This window comes from Flavobacterium sp. HTF (genome assembly GCF_003105115.1).
Lineage (GTDB): Bacteria > Bacteroidota > Bacteroidia > Flavobacteriales > Flavobacteriaceae > Flavobacterium.
In genome coordinates this window covers 1-17,433 of record NZ_QETH01000032.1, presented here as the reverse complement: position 1 = coordinate 17,433, position 17,433 = coordinate 1, and the positions used below count along the sequence as shown (strand labels likewise).

Genomic DNA, 17,433 nt, shown 5'->3' with positions numbered 1-17,433 from the left:
CTGACTATCCCTTAGCTTTCTCTTTAACTTATATTTCACTATTTGTCAAACTAAAACTATAGTATTTGTTGAGTATTTTTGGTTTTAATATGTTGAAAATAAATTAGATATGTCGTTATAAGCACGGTATTTCCAGTAGTTTTATAAAACGTCCCTAATTTTTTAATTAAAAAGCAAACCAGCCGGTTTAAGTTTTTGTATAATTTGTTTTTTAACACAACTAAAAAAAGGAGTAAAAATTGAAATTTTTGAATCTTTCACACAATTAACATTTCCTGAAAGAAAGATTAGTAAGATAAACTTTAAAAAATAATTTTTCAGAAAATAAAATTATTCTTGTCTGTAATGTGTTTATTATCAGTTTAAAGCAAAAAAAAGCGATTCATAAATAAATATGAATCGCTTTAAAATAATTACTAAAGTGTATTATTCTTTTATTTTGGTAAGTGAAACAGCATTGATGCAATAGCGTAATCCACTTGGTTCCGGCCCATCGGGAAAAACATGTCCTAAATGAGCGTCGCAGGTATTACAAACCACTTCAACACGAATCATTCCGTATGATTTATCGGCATGATAACCAACGGCATTTTCTTTTAAGGGCTGCGTAAATGAAGGCCATCCTGTTCCGGATTCAAATTTCTCGCTGGCATCAAAAAGTATAGTACCGCAGCATTTACATTCGTAAATACCGGGATCAAACAAACTGCATAATTCAGAACTAAAAGATCTTTCAGTTCCTTTTAAACGCGTTACCTGAAATTCTTCAGGAGTTAAAAGCTGTTTCCATTCTTCTTCGGATTTCTCTACTCTTTTGTCAGGAGTCGGATTTCCTTTATTTGTAAAACGAATTACATCTGCCCATTTTATCATAACTGTTTTTTTTAGTTCAGGTTTAAGGTTTCAGGTTTTTAGTCATGGCTTATGTTTTGCTGCCTGAAAACTAAAATACTATTCTTCCTCTTTTTGTCCCATCATCATTAAAAATGCTTTTAGGAAAGGATCAATATTTCCGTTCATAACGCCGTCAACATCGCTGGTTTCGTAGCCGGTACGAACATCTTTTACTAATTTATAAGGCTGCATTACGTAATTACGTATTTGGGAACCCCATTCAATTTTCATTTTTCCGGCTTCAATATCAGCTCGTTGTGCCTGTTGTTTTTTCAATTCGATTTCGTACAACTGAGAACGTAACATCTGCATGGCACGCTGTCTGTTGTCTTGTTGCGAACGTGTTTCCGAACACTGAATCTGGATTCCGGTTGGTTTATGTACCAATTGTACTTTTGTTTCAACCTTATTCACATTTTGTCCTCCCGCACCACTCGAACGAGAAGTAGTAATTTCGATATCGGCAGGGTTAATGTCAATTTCGATACTATCATCAACAAGCGGATAAACATACACAGATACAAAAGAAGTATGACGTTTGGCATTACTGTCAAAAGGAGAGATTCTGACAAGGCGGTGAACACCGTTTTCTCCCTTTAGATATCCAAAAGAATAATCTCCTTCAAATTCTAAAGTTACGGTTTTTATTCCCGCTACATCACCTTCCTGAAAGTTAAGTTCTTTGATCTTATAACCATAGCTTTCTCCCCACATCATGTACATACGCATTAACATTCCGGCCCAGTCACAGCTTTCAGTTCCGCCTGCTCCCGCAGTAATCTGTACAACTGCACTCAGGCTGTCTCCTTCATCAGAAAGCATGTTTTTGAACTCTATGTTCTCAATATGCGATTGCGTAGTGTTATAATGTTCGTCTAATTCTTCAGCAGAAAGTTCACCTTCTTTGTAGAAATCATAAGCGAGTTGGAGTTCATCTGTGAGTTCGATTGCTTTATTGTAATCTTCAATCCATTTTTTCTTGTTTCGAAGGTTTTTTACAATAATCTCTGCTTCTTTGGCATTGTTCCAAAAATCAGGTGCAAAAGTTTTTTCTTCCTCGTTAGCAATTTCGATTAGTTTGGCATCAACGTCAAAGATACCTCCTCAACGCACCAAGGCGCTCCACAATACCTTTTATTTGTTCGGTAGTTGTCATAAATTAATAGTAGTTTTATATGTTTTTTATAAATATTACGTTATTTTGGTTCCGGATATTCATAAGGTTAAAGTTTATTAAAACTTGTCTCGAATAACTGTCAGTAATACGTAATTTTGTTGTACAAAAATAAGACATAGTTTTTATAATATGGAAATAAATTTAATTAGCGATACCATTACCAAACCTACACACGAAATGTTACAGTATATGTTTAATGCCCAGGTAGGTGACGACGTATATAAACAAGATCCTACGGTTATTGAGCTTGAAACAAGAGTAGCTGAATTTTTTGGAATGGAAGCCGGACTTTTTTTTCCTTCCGGAACTATGGCAAACCAAACAGCAATTAAATTACATACACAACCAGGTGAACAGCTAATTGCCGACAAATATGCACATGTTTATCATTATGAAGGGGGCGGAGTTTCTTTTAACAGCGGAGTTTCATGCTGTTTGTTAGACGGTCACCGCGGAATGATAAACGCTGCTCAGGTTGCAGCAGCAATCAATGATCCTGAATTTTACCATAGTCCCTTAACGAGTCTGGTTTGTGTAGAAAATACAACCAACAAAGGCGGCGGTGCCTGTTATGAACTAGAGGATTTAAGAGAAATAAAAAAAGTCTGTGACGCTAACAATTTGAAATTTCATTTGGATGGCGCCAGAATATGGAATGCATTGGTTGCAAAAAGGCAAAATCCAAAGGAATTTGGAGCTATTTTCGATACCATATCAGTTTGTTTGTCCAAAGGATTGGGAGCTCCAATTGGTTCCGTGTTACTTGGAACCAAAGCAGATATTCATAGAGCGTTGAGAATCAGAAAAATACTTGGAGGAGGAATGCGTCAGGTAGGCTATTTGGCCGCAGCAGGATTATACGCATTAGCCCATAATATCGAAAGACTGGCAGAAGATCACAGAAGAGCAAAAGAAATTGCAAATGTTTTAAGTAAAAAAACCTGGGTAGCTGCTGTAGAACCTGTAGAAACCAATATTTTGATTTTTTCGCTGGCAGAAGGATACAGCGATCAGCTTTTAATAGAAAAACTAAAACAAAAAAACATTTCAATAAGTTCAATGGGACATAATAAGCTCCGAATTGTAACACACTTGGATTATAGAGAGGTAATGCATAGTTATGTGCTTGAAATGCTTTCGAAGATTTAAAAAAAAAGGTTCTGAGGCTCTAAGGTTCAGAGGGACAAAGGTTCTAAGGTTCTGAGATACAAAGTGACAAAGGTTTTTTTCTTTGCTTTGAATAAAAAAAAAGACGCACAATTAAGTGCGTCTTTTTTTTTTTATTCATTTCCTCAGAACCTCAGAACCTCAGAACCTTAGAACCTCAGAGCCTCAGAACCTCAGAGCCTCATTTCCTTAAAGCCTTAGCCCCTTATTTAAACAAATTATCCATTCCCGGAATCATTGGCATATCCATTTTGGCAACGGCGTCAAGTTCTCTTTCGTTTACGTTTGTAGCTTTTTCAATAGCTTTATTAAGCGTTACAATTAAATAATCTTCCAATTGTTCTTTATCTTCAAGTAGAGAATCATCAATAGAGATTGATTGTACTTTTCTATTAGCAGTCAATGTTATTTTCAATAATCCATCAGCACTTTGCTCGTCAATTAAAACAGTATCAAGACGCTTTTTTGTATCTTCAATTTTTTGTTGGGTCTCTTTAAGTTTACCCATCATTCCCATTAAATCCATTTTTGTTGATTTTTAAATTATTTCATACAAAATTAGTATATTGCTGTATTAAATCAATGCAATATTTTAAGAAAATATTAATTCTGTTCTATTGTGTTTATAGTACTTTTGCCCTTCATATATAAAATTAATGCTTAATCCATGCCAGACAATATAAAGGCTCCAAAGGCCAAAATAATTCCAAAAACATTAAAAAAACATAAAGAAACCCGAATTGATAATTATTTTTGGCTAAATGATCGTGAAAATCCGGAAGTCATTGATTATCTGAATCAGGAAAATTCATATTACCAAAGCATGACTGAACATACAAAAGAGTTTCAGAATGCTTTGTATGAAGAAATGAAAGGAAGAATCAAAGAAGACGATTCTTCTGTTCCTTACTTCTATAATGGTTATTATTATATTACACGATTTGAAACCGGACAGGACTATCCAATTTTCTCCAGAAAAAAGGGAAGCCTTTCGGCAGAAGAAGAGATTCTGTTCAATTGTAATGAATTGGCAAAAGGTCATGCTTATTTTAAACTTGGAGGCTTAAGTGTAAGCCCGGATAACAAGTTTGCAAGTTTCGGTGTTGATATTGTCGGAAGGAGAATTTATACCATTCAAATCAAAAATTTAGAAACAGGTGAGATTCTGGCCGATAAAATCGAAAATGCCACAGGCGGATCTGTTTGGGCTAATGATAACAATACTATTTTTTATACACGCCAAGATGAGGTTACACTGAGAGCAGATAAGGTTTTCAGACATAAACTAAACACTGATTCTAAAAATGATGTACTGGTTTTTAATGAAACGGATGATACTTTTAGTGTTTCTGTAAGCAAAGAAAAATCAAGAAAGTACATTGTAATTGGATCAGGCAGCACTTTAACCACAGAATACAGGATTCTGAACTCAGATAATCCGGATGGGGAATTTGAAGTTTTCCAAAATCGTGTACGTGGACTGGAATACAGTATTTCGCATTTTGAAGATTCATTTTATATTTTAACAAATAAAGATAAGGCGACCAACTTCAAACTGATGAAAACACCTGAAAACAGGACAGAAAAAAAGCATTGGGTAGATCTTATTCCGCATCGTGAAGATGTTTTATTAGAAGATATTGAGATTTTTAAAAACTATTTAGTTGTTGAAGAGCGTTCAAACGGATTAAATCATATCCGTATTATGCCATGGAATGACGAAGCAGATTATTATTTGCCTTTCGGAAGCGAAACTTATAACGCCTACACAACAACCAATATAGATTTTGATACCGATATTTTGCGATACAGCTATCAGTCACTTGCGACTCCGTCGTCTGTAATTGATTTTAATATGAAAACTAAAACCAAAGATATCTTAAAAGAACAAGAGGTTTTAGGAGGGAAATTTGACAAAGAAAACTATATAGAAGAACGTGTCTGGGCAACTGCAAGAGACGGAGTAAAGGTTCCGATTTCTATGGTTTACAGAAAAGGACTTAAGAAAAATGGTAAAAATCCACTATTGCTTTACGCTTATGGTTCGTACGGAATCACAATGGATACCTATTTTTCGTCAACAAGGCTTTCTTTGCTGGATAGAGGATTTATATACGCAATTGCCCATATTAGAGGAGGTGAGGACTTAGGAAGACAATGGTATGAAGATGGAAAACTGTTAAAAAAGAAAAATACCTTTACAGATTTCATCGATTGCTCTAAATTTGTAATTAACGAAAAATTTACTTCTTCTGAACATTTATATGCAGAAGGAGGATCGGCAGGAGGATTATTAATGGGAGTGATCATAAATGAGGCCCCTGAATTATATAACGGAGTTATTGCTCAGGTTCCTTTTGTCGACGTTATCACAACAATGCTTGATGACAGTATTCCGTTAACAACGGGTGAATATGATGAATGGGGAAACCCAAACAATAAAAAATATTACGATTACATGTTATCCTATTCGCCGTATGATAACATTAAGTCACAAGAATACCCTAATATGTACGTTTCCACAGGATTGCACGATTCACAAGTGCAGTATTGGGAGCCGGCCAAATGGGTGGCAAAGTTGAGGGACATGAAAACAAATGATAAATTTTTGTTTCTTGATACCAACATGGATGCCGGACACGGCGGAGCTTCAGGACGATTTGAAGCCCTAAAAGACTTAGCAAAAGAATTTAGTTTTTTATTAGATTTAGAGAAAATTAAAAGCTAATTAGAAATTTTTTGTTAAATTTGCAACCTATCAGGGTTATTTAAAAATGCCTTTGATTAACTATTTTTTTATGAAAGAAGAAATAAACGCTTATAATAATGTTTTAGAATTAATAGGTAATACCCCGCTTATTAAACTAAATAAAATCACCGAAGAGTTAGAAGGAAATTTCTACGCAAAGGTAGAAGCTTTTAATCCGGGACATTCCTCAAAAGATAGAATAGCGTTATATATTATTGAAGAAGCCGAGAAAAAAGGAATTCTTTCTCCAGGAGATACCATTATAGAAACTACATCGGGAAATACAGGATTTAGTCTGGCAATGGTAAGCATTATAAAAGGTTACAACTGTATTTTGGCAGTAAGCTCAAAATCATCGAAAGATAAAATTGACATGTTGAGAAGTTTAGGAGCCAAAGTATATGTTTGCCCCGCTCACGTTTCTGCCGATGATGAAAGATCTTACTATAATGTCGCTAAACGATTACACGAAGAAACCAAAGGATCAGTTTACATCAATCAATATTTTAATCAGCTGAATATTGATGCCCACTACAACACTACAGGTCCGGAAATCTGGGAACAGACAAAAGGAAAAATCACGCATTTAATTGCATGCAGCGGTACAGGAGGAACTATCTCGGGGACAGCAAAATTCTTAAAAGAACAAAATCCAAATATTAGAATTCTAGGTGTTGATGCTTTTGGATCAGTATTGAAAAAATACCACGAAACAAGAGAGTTCGATAATAAAGAAATTTATCCGTACCGTATTGAAGGTTTAGGAAAAAATCTTATCCCGTCTGCAACAGATTTTGATATTATTGATAAATTCATGAAAGTAACCGACGAGGAAAGTGCTCACTCAGCAAGAGAGATCACCCGTAAAGAAGGATTATTTGTCGGATATACATCAGGTGCAGTAATGCAGGCAATCAAGCAATACGCAGAAGAAGGTGAGTTTACAAAAGAAAGTAATATTATTGCCATTTTCCCGGATCACGGTTCAAGATACATGAGTAAGGTATTTAGTGATGACTGGATGAACGAACAAGGATTCTTTGATAGTATCAATGAAGAAGAAGTTCAAAAAATTGAATTTGTAAAGTAGTAAAAATACTTTTTAAAATATAAAGTTCCTGATAGCGATATCAGGAACTTTTTTTATTGCTATTATTCAGAAGTAGAAGATAACTTTAAAAGCATAACTTGTCAAAAGAGATTTTCTTAAAATTATAATAATAATGTATCAGTATGAGATGAAGCTGATTTTTTTTTGCAGCAAAATCATTATTTTAAGAATATTGCTAAGCTTTATGTTTTAAATAAAGTAAGTAAAATCGTCTTTTTTAATTTTTTCAACGATTATTTGTGTCAATCATCGGTAAAATTTTAGATAAAGTGTATAATAGTATAGATTAGATGTGTTAAAATGACGCATGTTTTAATGTCCAAAAATCTACCGTAATGAAAAAAATACTACTCACTATAATGTTTGTAAGTTTTTTAAATAGTAATGCCCAAAATCCTGTTCAGGAATTTAATTTTAATGGAAATCTAAACAGCAAGGATAATACAGTTTCCTTCTTGGGAACAGCAAATTTTGTTAATGACAGAATGGGAGTTGCAAAAGGAGCCCAAAGATTAGTCAATAAAGCTTTGCAGGCTGTAGTTGGAGATCTTCCGCAAGATAATAAACCGAGATCTGTCTCTATTTGGGTAAAATTTAATACCATTACTGCACCAAATTATATTTTAGGTTATGGCGGCCCTGTAAATGGTCAATATTTTGGTTTGTTACAACAAGCTGCGGCTGGCGGAAACTCAGAAGTTAATTTTACCGGATGGGGAGCTGCCAATGATATTGTCACTTCGGCCCCTTTGGCTAAAGAGGTATGGTATCAATATAGCATTACCTATGATGGCAAAGTTTCAAAAGTTTATCGTAATGGTGAATTATTAAAATCAGCAGATGGAATTTCACGTGTTACAAAAGGTTATATTTTCAGACTGGGTGAATTGAACACTACAATTGGCATAAATGCAGATATTGATGACCTGAAAATTTACAATGTAGCTATGACTGACGAACAGGTTATGGAGTCTTATACCAGTTCAAAACCTGCTGTATCTCAGGTAGCCGAAACTGCAGCGCCAATAAAAAAGGCTGTATCGGGATCTGGTGCCGGTACTGCTGTAAAATCTAAAAGTCCAGCACCTGCTGCGACAGAATCTGCAGATAATGCCTATACGGTATCAAAAACGGTTGAGGTCTTTTCGCAGGGAAATAAAGTAATTGGAATTAATGCTTCTAATATTGCAGATTTACCCGAAGGAACTTATTTGGTAAAAGTGACAAACAAAGCGCCTGTAAAAAAGTAATTTAATTACTAACTTAAATAAAAAAAGAAAGTCTTCTGATTCCCAGAAGACTTTCTTTTTTACTTTCTTTTCTGCTGCCCCGGAGCGTAAGCTTTTGCGTTTTTGTCTCCTGACATCTTTTTTGCCTGTCCTGGCGGAACTTTTTTGGTTGTTGTTGCTCTTGTATGAGAATGTGTATGGGTAGTACAACTTATTACGCTCAATACGAGAAATAAAACTACTAGTACAATTACAGCAACTTTTGTGTATTTTGATGCATTCATTTTTTTATCTTTTTTTGCAAATATAGTAGTTAATATGATTTTCCGGTTATAAAAATAAAAAAGCCCTGAATATTCAAGGCTTTGATTTTATATAAAGAAAAAAATTATTCTTCTTTCATTGTGTGATAAACGTTCATTACGTCATCATCTTCTTCTATTTTTTCTATTAACTTCTCTACATCAGCGATTTGTGCTTCAGTAAGTTCTTTTGTGATTTGAGGAATACGCTCAAAACCAGAAGATAAAATTTCAAGACCTCTGTTTTCTAATTCTTTTTGCAAAGCACCAAAACTTCCGAAAGGGGCATAGATTAATATTCCGTCTTCATCTTCAAAAACTTCTTCTGCACCAAAATCAATTAACTCTAATTCTAATTCTTCAGGATCAAGATTTCCTTTTGCAATTCTAAAGTTACATGTATGGTCAAACATAAACTCAACAGAACCCTGAGTTCCCATTGTACCATTACATTTATTAAAATAGCTACGAATATTTGCTACAGTTCTGTTATTGTTGTCAGATGCTGTTTCAATCAAAATTGCAATTCCGTGAGGAGCATATCCTTCAAACAAAATTTCTTTATAATTGGCAGTATCTTTATTACTTGCATTTTTTATAGCGCGCTCCACATTGTCCTTAGGCATGTTGGCCGCTTTTGCATTTTGTATTACAGCTCTTAATCTAGAATTGGCATCTGGGTTAGGACCACCTTCTTTAACAGCCATAACGATATCTTTACCAATTCGGGTAAATGTTTTGGCCATTGCAGACCAACGTTTCATTTTTCTTCCTTTTCTAAATTCGAACGCTCTTCCCATTACTAATTTTTTATTTTGTGATGCAAAAATACGGTTATTCCTTATTTTTCCAAAATCAAAACTATTCTTTTTTTAATGTTTAAGTTCGGACTTTCAGGTTTCTGCTTTTAGGTACAGTATGAACCGTCAACCTGAAGCAAAAAAGAGCAAGATTTTATTTTGAGCTATTAAATTCAGTAATGATATTTACAGCTTCGTTGAGGTATGGATTTGTTTTCAGATTATTGATCTGATACTGGTTTATCGTTTTTTCAGTAGGGTAGGCGCCCAATAGAAATTGATTGACAGTAGAATTGGAAATATCCAGAGGATTGTTGTCGTCGTTAAAAGTGTGAATGTCTTTCCAAAGTGAGTTAATTGTGTTTTTCTGCTCAAAAATTGCGTCCAGAGTCATCGGAATTTCTGATTTCGGTACATTCACGATCAGATCAATTTTTTTGTTGATTTTCTTTATATCATTAAAATAAAAATTATCGGCTAATCTCAGAGAACTGTTAGTGGCAATTTTGTCTATAAGATTTCTCTTTACATAGGGTTTGTATTTTAAAAAAGTTTCTATGCTGTCATTTTTAATTGCTGTCGGAAAATCACTTTCTTTCTGATATACGTCTTCGTAAAATTCAGGCAGAATTACATCTGGTTTAACGCCAATATATTGATGGCTTTTGCCTGTAATTCTGTAGAATTTATTAATTGTAATTTTCAGGAAATCAGTGTTTTTGTCTTCGTCAAGCGAAAGAATGGTCTGCATTGTTGCTTTTCCGAGCGTATTACTGCCCAACAACAAAGCGCGGTTATAATCCTGTAAAATAGAAGAGAAAAACTCACTCGCCGAAGCCGTGTTACTATTTATCAAAACTACAATAGGACCTTTGTAAATTAATCCTCTGTACGGATCTTGTATTACAGATTGATTTTTTTTGTTATCTACCACTACAGAAAGCGGACCATAATCAACAAACATTCCCGCCAGTTTTATGGCTTCTTCCATAGAACCGCCGCCATTGTCAATCAGGTCAATTACAAGGCCTTTAATATTATCTTTTTCAAGTTTTATCACTTCACGGGCCACATCATCGGCACAGCCTTTTCTGCTGTTTCCGTCTAAATCGGCATAAAAACTTGGAATTTTAATATACCCGATTTTATCATCTTTGCCCACTATAAAACTAAAAACAGAATTTTCTTCATCCTTCATGACCTGTTTTTCAATATAGACATCAAAATTTTTGCCTGAATTTCGTTTTAACGTAAGGACAATATTTCGATTTGATTCGGATAAAATCATGGTCGAAATAGATTCTAAGGAAGCACAGGAAACCTGCAAAGTTTCTTTTTGATTGGATACCGAAACAATCTGATCGCCTTTTTTGATTTGCCCGGTTTTAAATGCAGGGCCATTCGGATCGATTTCATCAATTATGATTTCGTTCTTTTCGTTGAGGTTAACCGTCATTCCCAATGACAAATGCTCTTTGGACAGGGAAGCAACAAAACTCGATTTGGAATCATTACTAAAATAGGCCGTATGCGGATCAAAATAAGTGCAGAAGAAGTTATATAGTTTTTCTTCCTGTGTGCTTTTTGATTCGAGTAATGTGTTTATTCTGCAGATTTCATTAGATAAAATCATATTTTTTGACACTGCTTCAATCGATTTGAAGTTCGCTTTTATAGAATCCAGGTTATCGCTGGTTTCTGCAATATCATCTAAAATCTGATAACGAAGTTTTTTTGCCCAGACCTTTTCCAGGTTTTCTTTTACGAGGTAAAAAGGGAACGATTTTTTGTAAAATCGTATGGTATCTTTTTTCGTATAATCCATAGGCTCATTTTGGATTTTCTCCAAAACAGCTTTGGTTCTCAAAAGACCGTTTCTGTATTTATTGGTAATATCTCCCAAAAAGCGACAATCATTTTCAAGAATTAAGTTGTCTAAATTTAAGCGGTAATTTTGATACATTTCATTGTATTCGCTTAAAAAAAATATATTTCTGGAAGGATCTAACTCGTTAATAAGATTATCAAAAACAAAAACAGAAAGACTGTCATCAATTGGTTTTGGGCGAACATGTTCTGTTTGTATCACCACATTTATTTTGTTTAGTATTTCGCATGTTTTGTCACTGTCCTGACCAAAAAGGACACTCGTGCTTAAAATGAATACTAAAAATATATTTTTCATAGATTTGAAATCATCGTTTACCCTAAAATTACGGTAATTTTTCGATAAAAGACAGTATTTTCGCTAAAAAATCGTTGAAGAAATAATTTTATCGACCATTCGCACAAAGTGTATTTGTTATCAATCTGAGCATAATTTTGACAAATTCACCAATTGTAATTCATTTCAGATTTAAAATGTGAGTTCAGGGCAAAAAAAATGCATTACAATTTTCATTGCAATGCATTTAAAATATGGTTTTAAAAAATAATTATTTCTTGTAAAAAGGCAGTTTTACCACTTTTGCAGGAACATCATTCTTTCTGATTCTAATATAGATATCGCTGTCAACAGCACTATTGTTTACCGTAACATAACCTAATCCGATTCCTTTGTTCATAGAAGGCGACATAGTTCCGGAAGTTACAATTCCAATAACAGCACCAGTTGCATCCACAATTTCGTAATCGTGTCTTGGAACTGCGCGTTCCTGCATTTCAAACGCCACTAATTTTTTTGTAACACCTTCTTCTTTTTGTTTTTTAAGACTATCCGAATTAGTGAATTCTTTTGTGAATTTAGTAATCCATCCTAAACCTGCTTCAAGCGGTGAAGTTGTATCATTAATATCGTTTCCGTATAGGCAGAAACCCATTTCAAGGCGTAAAGTATCACGAGCTGCAAGACCAATAGGCTTGATTCCGAAAGCGGCACCAGCCTCAAAAACTTTATTCCAGATTTGTTCTACTTCGCTGTTTTTACAGTAAATTTCAAATCCGCCAGAACCAGTATAACCGGTTGCAGAAATGATTACGTGCTCAATTCCGGCAAAATCGGCTACTTCAAAATGATAATAAGCGATTGCAGCTAAATCAATAGAAGACAAAGACTGCATAGCTTCAACAGCTTTTGGTCCCTGAATGGCCAATAAAGAATAATCATCAGATATATTTTTCATTTCAACACCCAGATCATTGTGTGATGAAATCCAGTTCCAGTCTTTTTCAATATTAGAAGCATTTACAACAAGTAAATACTGCTCTTCTTTCATTTTGTACACAATTAAATCATCTACAATTCCGCCTTCATTGTTTGGAAGACAAGAATATTGCGCTCTTCCGATCGTTAGTGTCGAAGCATCGTTTGAAGTAACTTTTTGGATCAGTGCCAGGGCATTTGGTCCTGAAAGTAAAAATTCGCCCATATGCGAAACGTCAAAAACGCCAACACTGTTACGAACCGTTTCATGTTCAGCATTAACACCTTCATAAGTAATTGGCATATTGTAGCCGGCAAAAGGAAGCATTTTTGCTCCTAAACCTTCGTGTATGTGCGTAAGCGCAGTATTTTTCATTGTGTTGAATTAAAAAATTGAGTCGCAAATTTATTTAAAAAATATCGAAAATTACTACTATAAATTATAAAATTCGTAATGATTGGCAGCTATTTCGTGCTATTCGCTATATCTTTTGATTTTAAAAGAAAATAAAAAGAGAAGGGATTCTTTTAATCCTGATTGCAAAACATATAAAATGAATAATAACGAATATTTAACTTATAAGAAAATTCCTGACATTTGATAATTTTGTAATTTTAAAACCGCAAAATACTTACAATGAAAGTTCCGTTACAAATAACAAAACAAGAAATCCTCACTTTTTATAAACCTGTAAATCCTCTGGCACATAAAGGAATTCAGGGGCATGCTCTTATTATTGGCGGAAGTTATGGGAAAATTGGAGCTGTGGTTTTAGCTTCAAAAGCATGTTTAAAAACGGGGTGCGGGCTTGTAACGGCTTTTGTTCCCAAATGTGGCTATCAAATTGTACAAACCAGTATTCCTGAAGTTATGGCTGCTACCGATGAAAATGAAAATTGTCTTACCAATATAGTTTTGCCCGTTGAGCCTGAGGCAATCGGAATTGGGCCGGGAATGGGGCAGGACAAAGAAAGTCAAAAAGCACTTTTTAATTTTTTGAAAACAGCAAATAAACCGTTAGTTCTTGATGCTGATGCACTGAATATATTATCCCTTAATAAATCATGGCTGGACTTGCTGCCCGAAAATACAATCCTGACGCCACATCCGAAAGAACTCGAAAGATTAATCGGGAGTTGGGAATCTGATACTGAAAAGTTTGAAAATACAATTGCTTTTTCTGAACATTACAAAGTTATTATTGTGATGAAAGGCGCACCGACATTTATTGTAAATCAAAGTAAAATTTATCAGAATACCACCGGAAATGCGGCATTGGCGACTGCCGGAAGCGGAGACGTACTGACCGGAATGATTACGAGTTTATTGGCACAGGGCTATGTGCCCGATCAGGCTGTGAGACTTGGGGTTTACCTTCACGGTTTGACAGCAGATATTGCACTTCCAAAAACCGGATATCAATCCTTTATCGCTTCTGATATTATTAAGAATCTAGGAAAAGCGTTTTTGAGCCTTGAAAAATAGCAGCAGAGGGCACAAAGTTTTTTCATGCAGTTAAAAAATCTACAATCTACAATCTAAAATCTACAATCTACAATCTAAAATCTAAAATCTACAATCTACAATCTACAATCTAAAATCTACAATCTAAAATCTACAATCTAAAATCTACAATCTAAAATCTACAATCTAAACTCTGCAATCAAAAATTTCTAAATATTCGTAAGTTTGTAATATGGAAAACAACTTCGATCTCAGAACGGTTAACGTTACACGATATATCACGCCCTTGCGTGAAGGCGGATCTCTGCCGGCTTTAGCAGAAGCCAATGACGATTTTAAATATGTATTAAAATTTAAAGGTGCCGGACACGGTGTAAAAGCCTTGATTGCCGAATTGGTAGGCGGACAAATTGCAAAAGCTTTAAAACTACAGTTGCCCGAATTAGTTTTTGCCAATCTTGACGAAGCTTTCGGAAGAACCGAAGCCGACGAAGAAATCCAGGATCTCCTGCAAGGAAGCCAGGGACTAAATTTGGCACTTCATTTTTTGTCTGGCGCGATTACTTTTGATCCTGTGGTAACGACAGTTGATGCAAAATTAGCTTCACAAATCGTCTGGCTGGATGCTTATATTACAAATGTTGACAGAACTTTTAAAAACACCAATATGTTGATTTGGCATAAGGAATTATGGCTTATTGATCATGGTGCATGTCTGTATTTTCATCATTCCTGGAACAATTGGGAGCAGCATGCCAAAAGCCCGTTTGCACTAATAAAAGATCACGTTTTGTTGCCTCAGGCTTCACTTTTAAAAGAAGTTGATGCAGAATATAAAGCTATTTTGACTCCGGAAATTCTTGAAGATATTGTCAATACGATTCCGTTTGAGTGGCTGCAGTGGGAAGACACGGAAGAAACACCCGAAGCATTGCGAAATGTATACCTACAGTTTTTGCAGACGAGATTAAATAATTCAGAAATCTTTGTAAATCAGGCGCAAAATGCAAGATAATCACTTATATGAGTATGCCGTGATTCGTGTGGTACCAAGAGTAGAGCGCGAAGAATTCCTGAATATCGGAGTGATTTTGTTTTGTAAAAAAGCAAAATTTATAAAGGTTCTTTTTCATTTAAATAAAGAAAAAATACAAGCTCTTTCTGCCGATTTTGACATCGAACAATTAGAGTGCAATTTAACCTCACTGGAGAAAATCACAAAAGGAACCAAAGACGGCGGTCCAATTGCCGAATTTGAGATTCCGGAGCGTTTTCGCTGGTTAACGGCAATCAGAAGTTCTGCCATACAAACGTCAAGGCCGCACCCGGGCGTATGTGAGGATTTGGAAAAAACAATTCAGAGATTGTTTGAAGAGTTGGTTCTTTAGTTTATAGGTTCAAAGGTTCAGAGGGGCAGAGGTTCAAAGGTTTTGTGTTGTCATTCTGAGGAACGAAGAATCACACAAGAATTTCCATAAAGATTATAACCTTTGTAGAGTTACTGGTGTGATTCTTCGTTCCTCAGAATGACAAACCATACTCATTCATGTAAAAACTCTGCAAATCTCATCTCTGCGGCAAAACCTGAAACCTGAAACCTGAAACTTGAAACTTTTAAACCTGAAACAAAAAAACCTTAAATCTTCTTTTCCAAAAAGATAAACTCCAGCGGATTTGGGGAAATCGTAACATGAATTCCGCTCTCGGGAAAAGCCTCTCTTTCGCCCGTATCGACATAACCGTGACGTTTGTACCATGCGATCAGTTCCTCACGCACAGAAATTACCGTCATTATAATCGAAGACAATCCTAAAGCTCTGGCGTGGTTTTCTGCTTCGGCGAGCATTTTTTTACCGATTCCGCTATTTTGTAATTCGGGAGAAACAGTCAGCATGCCTAAGTACAACTGATTTTCTTTTTCAACCAGCAAAACAGATCCGATTATGTTGTCATTTTCGGTATATTTCAGAATTGTATTTTTTGGATTATTTATAATTTCGGCCAATTCTTCTTCATTCGTTCTTTTTCCTTCCAATAAATTGGCTTCTGTAGTCCAGCCTTTTTTAGAAGATTCTCCTCTGTAAGCAGAATTTATTAATTGGTTTAAAGCAGGAATATCTGCCAGTGTTGCTTTTGTAATCATTGATCGTGTAAATTGTATTTTTTTATCAAAGGTAGGAAAAGGCTTCAAAATGAAAATACTTTAAAAATAATTGCAATAAAAAAAGCGCAAAAACAGAAAGTGTTCGCGCTTTTTTATATTAAAAATATAGTTTCTTTATTCGTAAGTATATAAAGTTCTTGTCAGTGTTTGTTCAGAAGGAGCACTCAAATCGGTTATTTTAAGATTAGATTCTGTCAGATAACCGTTTGTGTCATATTTATAATCATACTCATAATGAAGTTCGTACATGGTAGTACCTTCAGAAACCGCTTTGATTTTCCAGTCCAGAATGTGCATCCAGTTATAAATATAACATCTAAAGATTGGCTCGCTCGAGTAAACTCCCGCTTTTGTATAGTCAACCGTAAGTTCATACGTTGTTTCGACCACCCTGTCAGCAAAAGTATAACTAATAACACCATTGGTTGTAACACGTTTGGCGTAGTTTTGCTGTGTCGTTACGATGTTTACAAAAACTTTGTTGTCAACATAACTGTATAAATAAGTAGCGGTTTTTGGCTTAGTAACCGAAACGGCTTCATAACTGCCATCCGGCTGAAGTTCCTGAATAATTTGAGTATAAGTCCCTTTTTCAGTTTCTTTTACATCACGCCCGATTTCGTCATAAAAAATGTCCGTTACAGTTCCGCTCGGTGCTGTCACTTTCGAGATATAACCGCCACTGTTGATTTCGGCAACAATGTCAGCATAATAGGTATTGGTTACTTTGTGAGCGTCGTCAAAATCAAATTTTGTTATGTTTTTAAACAATTGACCGTCAATATATTTGTCTACAGAATGTAACCTTCCTTTAGCGTCATAGGTATAACGTCTGTCGGTAAAATTTTCGTGTATTTCTGCTCCGTTATCATCTGTTACCACATCAAATACCAATTCTTTAACAAGGCGCTGCTGTTTTGTTTCAGTTGATTTTCCGGTACTTTTTGCCGTAACGGCTTTGGGAACCAATTGTATTGCCGGTTTAAAATTTTCCTGATTTGGCAGTCTCGGATCTGTAGCTTGTGGAGTAGTCGATGGTTTTTCTTCATTTGAGCAGCTTATAACAAGCATAGACAGACAAATAAATAAAAATCCTAAAGTAATTTTCTTCATGTGTAGGTTGTAATTATTTGGGTTAGAATACGATTTGGGAATCGGTGCGAAAGGTATAGCTTTATTCTTTTGAACCAAATTTAATTTCAACCGTTTTCATGCTTTTTTTACTAAAATTAT

General features: G+C 35.0%; 16 protein-coding genes. 7 read left to right on the top strand and 9 right to left on the bottom strand.

Annotation, left to right across the window (positions count from 1 at the left end):
* Positions 1 to 426 precede the first annotated feature (426 nt).
* Together msrB and prfB are read right to left on the bottom strand one after the other, a co-directional pair.
* Positions 427 to 873, bottom strand: coding sequence for a peptide-methionine (R)-S-oxide reductase MsrB (msrB, locus tag DCO46_RS11630; protein WP_116752700.1), 447 nt, complete (start codon positions 871 to 873; stop codon positions 427 to 429).
* 78 nt (positions 874 to 951) lie between these two features.
* Positions 952 to 2,050 (bottom strand): peptide chain release factor 2 gene (prfB, locus tag DCO46_RS11625; protein ID WP_116752699.1). Its coding sequence is split into 2 segments (ribosomal slippage): positions 952 to 1,986 and positions 1,988 to 2,050, totalling 1,098 coding nucleotides; the frame shifts between segments, so codons are not numbered across the junction.
* A gap of 150 nt (positions 2,051 to 2,200) precedes the next feature.
* Here prfB and DCO46_RS11620 point away from each other — a divergent pair.
* Positions 2,201 to 3,220: a threonine aldolase family protein gene (locus DCO46_RS11620; RefSeq protein WP_116752698.1), complete on the top strand. Its 1,020-nt coding sequence runs from the start codon at positions 2,201 to 2,203 to the stop codon at positions 3,218 to 3,220.
* Positions 3,221 to 3,443: 223 nt separating this feature from the next.
* Here the strand turns inward: DCO46_RS11620 and DCO46_RS11615 are convergent, their stop codons facing one another.
* Positions 3,444 to 3,764 carry a YbaB/EbfC family nucleoid-associated protein gene (locus tag DCO46_RS11615; RefSeq protein ID WP_116752697.1) on the bottom strand — a complete coding sequence of 107 codons (321 nt, stop codon included), beginning with the start codon at positions 3,762 to 3,764 and terminating at the stop codon, positions 3,444 to 3,446.
* Positions 3,765 to 3,905: 141 nt separating this feature from the next.
* On the opposite strand from DCO46_RS11615, the gene DCO46_RS11610 reads away from it, so the two are divergent.
* The 3 genes from DCO46_RS11610 (at position 3,906) to DCO46_RS11600 (ending at position 8,348) form a co-directional block, all read left to right on the top strand.
* Entirely contained in the window at positions 3,906 to 5,966 is a 2,061-nt protein-coding gene (locus tag DCO46_RS11610) for a S9 family peptidase (protein ID WP_116752696.1), read from the top strand.
* 70 nt (positions 5,967 to 6,036) lie between these two features.
* The gene (locus DCO46_RS11605; protein WP_116752727.1) at positions 6,037 to 7,077 is read left to right on the top strand and encodes a PLP-dependent cysteine synthase family protein; all 1,041 of its coding nucleotides are present in this window, start codon (positions 6,037 to 6,039) and stop codon (positions 7,075 to 7,077) included.
* A gap of 356 nt (positions 7,078 to 7,433) precedes the next feature.
* Positions 7,434 to 8,348, top strand: coding sequence for a LamG domain-containing protein (locus DCO46_RS11600; RefSeq protein WP_116752695.1), 915 nt, complete (start codon positions 7,434 to 7,436; stop codon positions 8,346 to 8,348).
* A gap of 59 nt (positions 8,349 to 8,407) precedes the next feature.
* On the opposite strand, the gene DCO46_RS11595 is transcribed toward DCO46_RS11600, so the two are convergent.
* The 4 genes from DCO46_RS11595 to gcvT form a co-directional block, all read right to left on the bottom strand.
* Positions 8,408 to 8,611: a hypothetical protein gene (locus DCO46_RS11595; protein WP_116752694.1), complete on the bottom strand. Its 204-nt coding sequence runs from the start codon at positions 8,609 to 8,611 to the stop codon at positions 8,408 to 8,410.
* A 104-nt stretch (positions 8,612 to 8,715) separates the two neighbouring features.
* Positions 8,716 to 9,429 (bottom strand): YebC/PmpR family DNA-binding transcriptional regulator, encoded by a 714-nt coding sequence (locus DCO46_RS11590; protein ID WP_007811539.1) that lies wholly within the window; start codon positions 9,427 to 9,429, stop codon positions 8,716 to 8,718.
* Positions 9,430 to 9,583: 154 nt separating this feature from the next.
* Positions 9,584 to 11,614, bottom strand: coding sequence for a S41 family peptidase (locus tag DCO46_RS11585; RefSeq protein ID WP_116752693.1), 2,031 nt, complete (start codon positions 11,612 to 11,614; stop codon positions 9,584 to 9,586).
* Between the two features lie 250 nt (positions 11,615 to 11,864).
* Positions 11,865 to 12,947 (bottom strand): glycine cleavage system aminomethyltransferase GcvT, encoded by a 1,083-nt coding sequence (gene gcvT / locus DCO46_RS11580; RefSeq protein ID WP_116752692.1) that lies wholly within the window; start codon positions 12,945 to 12,947, stop codon positions 11,865 to 11,867.
* A gap of 261 nt (positions 12,948 to 13,208) precedes the next feature.
* Between gcvT and DCO46_RS11575 the strand changes: the two genes are divergently transcribed.
* From DCO46_RS11575 to DCO46_RS11565, 3 genes are all read left to right on the top strand, one after another.
* Positions 13,209 to 14,057: an NAD(P)H-hydrate dehydratase gene (locus DCO46_RS11575; protein ID WP_116752691.1), complete on the top strand. Its 849-nt coding sequence runs from the start codon at positions 13,209 to 13,211 to the stop codon at positions 14,055 to 14,057.
* Between the two features lie 211 nt (positions 14,058 to 14,268).
* On the top strand, positions 14,269 to 15,051 hold the full coding sequence (locus DCO46_RS11570) for a HipA family kinase (RefSeq protein ID WP_116752690.1): 783 nt from the start codon (positions 14,269 to 14,271) through the stop codon (positions 15,049 to 15,051).
* Positions 15,041 to 15,424, top strand: coding sequence for a DUF3037 domain-containing protein (locus DCO46_RS11565; RefSeq protein ID WP_116752689.1), 384 nt, complete (start codon positions 15,041 to 15,043; stop codon positions 15,422 to 15,424). Before DCO46_RS11570 ends, DCO46_RS11565 begins: the two co-directional genes overlap by 11 nt.
* A 248-nt stretch (positions 15,425 to 15,672) precedes the next feature.
* Here the strand turns inward: DCO46_RS11565 and DCO46_RS11560 are convergent, their stop codons facing one another.
* Complete coding sequence (locus DCO46_RS11560; protein ID WP_116752688.1) at positions 15,673 to 16,179, bottom strand: GNAT family N-acetyltransferase; 507 nt, start codon at positions 16,177 to 16,179, stop codon at positions 15,673 to 15,675.
* Positions 16,180 to 16,314: 135 nt separating this feature from the next.
* Entirely contained in the window at positions 16,315 to 17,313 is a 999-nt protein-coding gene (locus tag DCO46_RS11555) for a hypothetical protein (RefSeq protein ID WP_124019560.1), read from the bottom strand.
* Positions 17,314 to 17,433 lie beyond the last annotated feature (120 nt).

Excerpts from the sequence above, each read along its gene's own strand:
- msrB (WP_116752700.1), bottom strand. The coding sequence starts at position 873 with ATGATAAAATGGGCAGATGTAATTCGTTTTACAAATAAAGGAAATCCG.
- DCO46_RS11620 (WP_116752698.1), top strand. The coding sequence starts at position 2,201 with ATGGAAATAAATTTAATTAGCGATACCATTACCAAACCTACACACGAA.
- DCO46_RS11615 (WP_116752697.1), bottom strand. The coding sequence starts at position 3,764 with ATGGATTTAATGGGAATGATGGGTAAACTTAAAGAGACCCAACAAAAA.
- DCO46_RS11610 (WP_116752696.1), top strand. The coding sequence starts at position 3,906 with ATGCCAGACAATATAAAGGCTCCAAAGGCCAAAATAATTCCAAAAACA.
- DCO46_RS11605 (WP_116752727.1), top strand. The coding sequence starts at position 6,037 with ATGAAAGAAGAAATAAACGCTTATAATAATGTTTTAGAATTAATAGGT.
- DCO46_RS11600 (WP_116752695.1), top strand. The coding sequence starts at position 7,434 with ATGAAAAAAATACTACTCACTATAATGTTTGTAAGTTTTTTAAATAGT.
- DCO46_RS11595 (WP_116752694.1), bottom strand. The coding sequence starts at position 8,611 with ATGAATGCATCAAAATACACAAAAGTTGCTGTAATTGTACTAGTAGTT.
- DCO46_RS11590 (WP_007811539.1), bottom strand. The coding sequence starts at position 9,429 with ATGGGAAGAGCGTTCGAATTTAGAAAAGGAAGAAAAATGAAACGTTGG.
- DCO46_RS11585 (WP_116752693.1), bottom strand. The coding sequence starts at position 11,614 with ATGAAAAATATATTTTTAGTATTCATTTTAAGCACGAGTGTCCTTTTT.
- gcvT (WP_116752692.1), bottom strand. The coding sequence starts at position 12,947 with ATGAAAAATACTGCGCTTACGCACATACACGAAGGTTTAGGAGCAAAA.
- DCO46_RS11575 (WP_116752691.1), top strand. The coding sequence starts at position 13,209 with ATGAAAGTTCCGTTACAAATAACAAAACAAGAAATCCTCACTTTTTAT.
- DCO46_RS11570 (WP_116752690.1), top strand. The coding sequence starts at position 14,269 with ATGGAAAACAACTTCGATCTCAGAACGGTTAACGTTACACGATATATC.
- DCO46_RS11565 (WP_116752689.1), top strand. The coding sequence starts at position 15,041 with ATGCAAGATAATCACTTATATGAGTATGCCGTGATTCGTGTGGTACCA.
- DCO46_RS11560 (WP_116752688.1), bottom strand. The coding sequence starts at position 16,179 with ATGATTACAAAAGCAACACTGGCAGATATTCCTGCTTTAAACCAATTA.
- DCO46_RS11555 (WP_124019560.1), bottom strand. The coding sequence starts at position 17,313 with ATGAAGAAAATTACTTTAGGATTTTTATTTATTTGTCTGTCTATGCTT.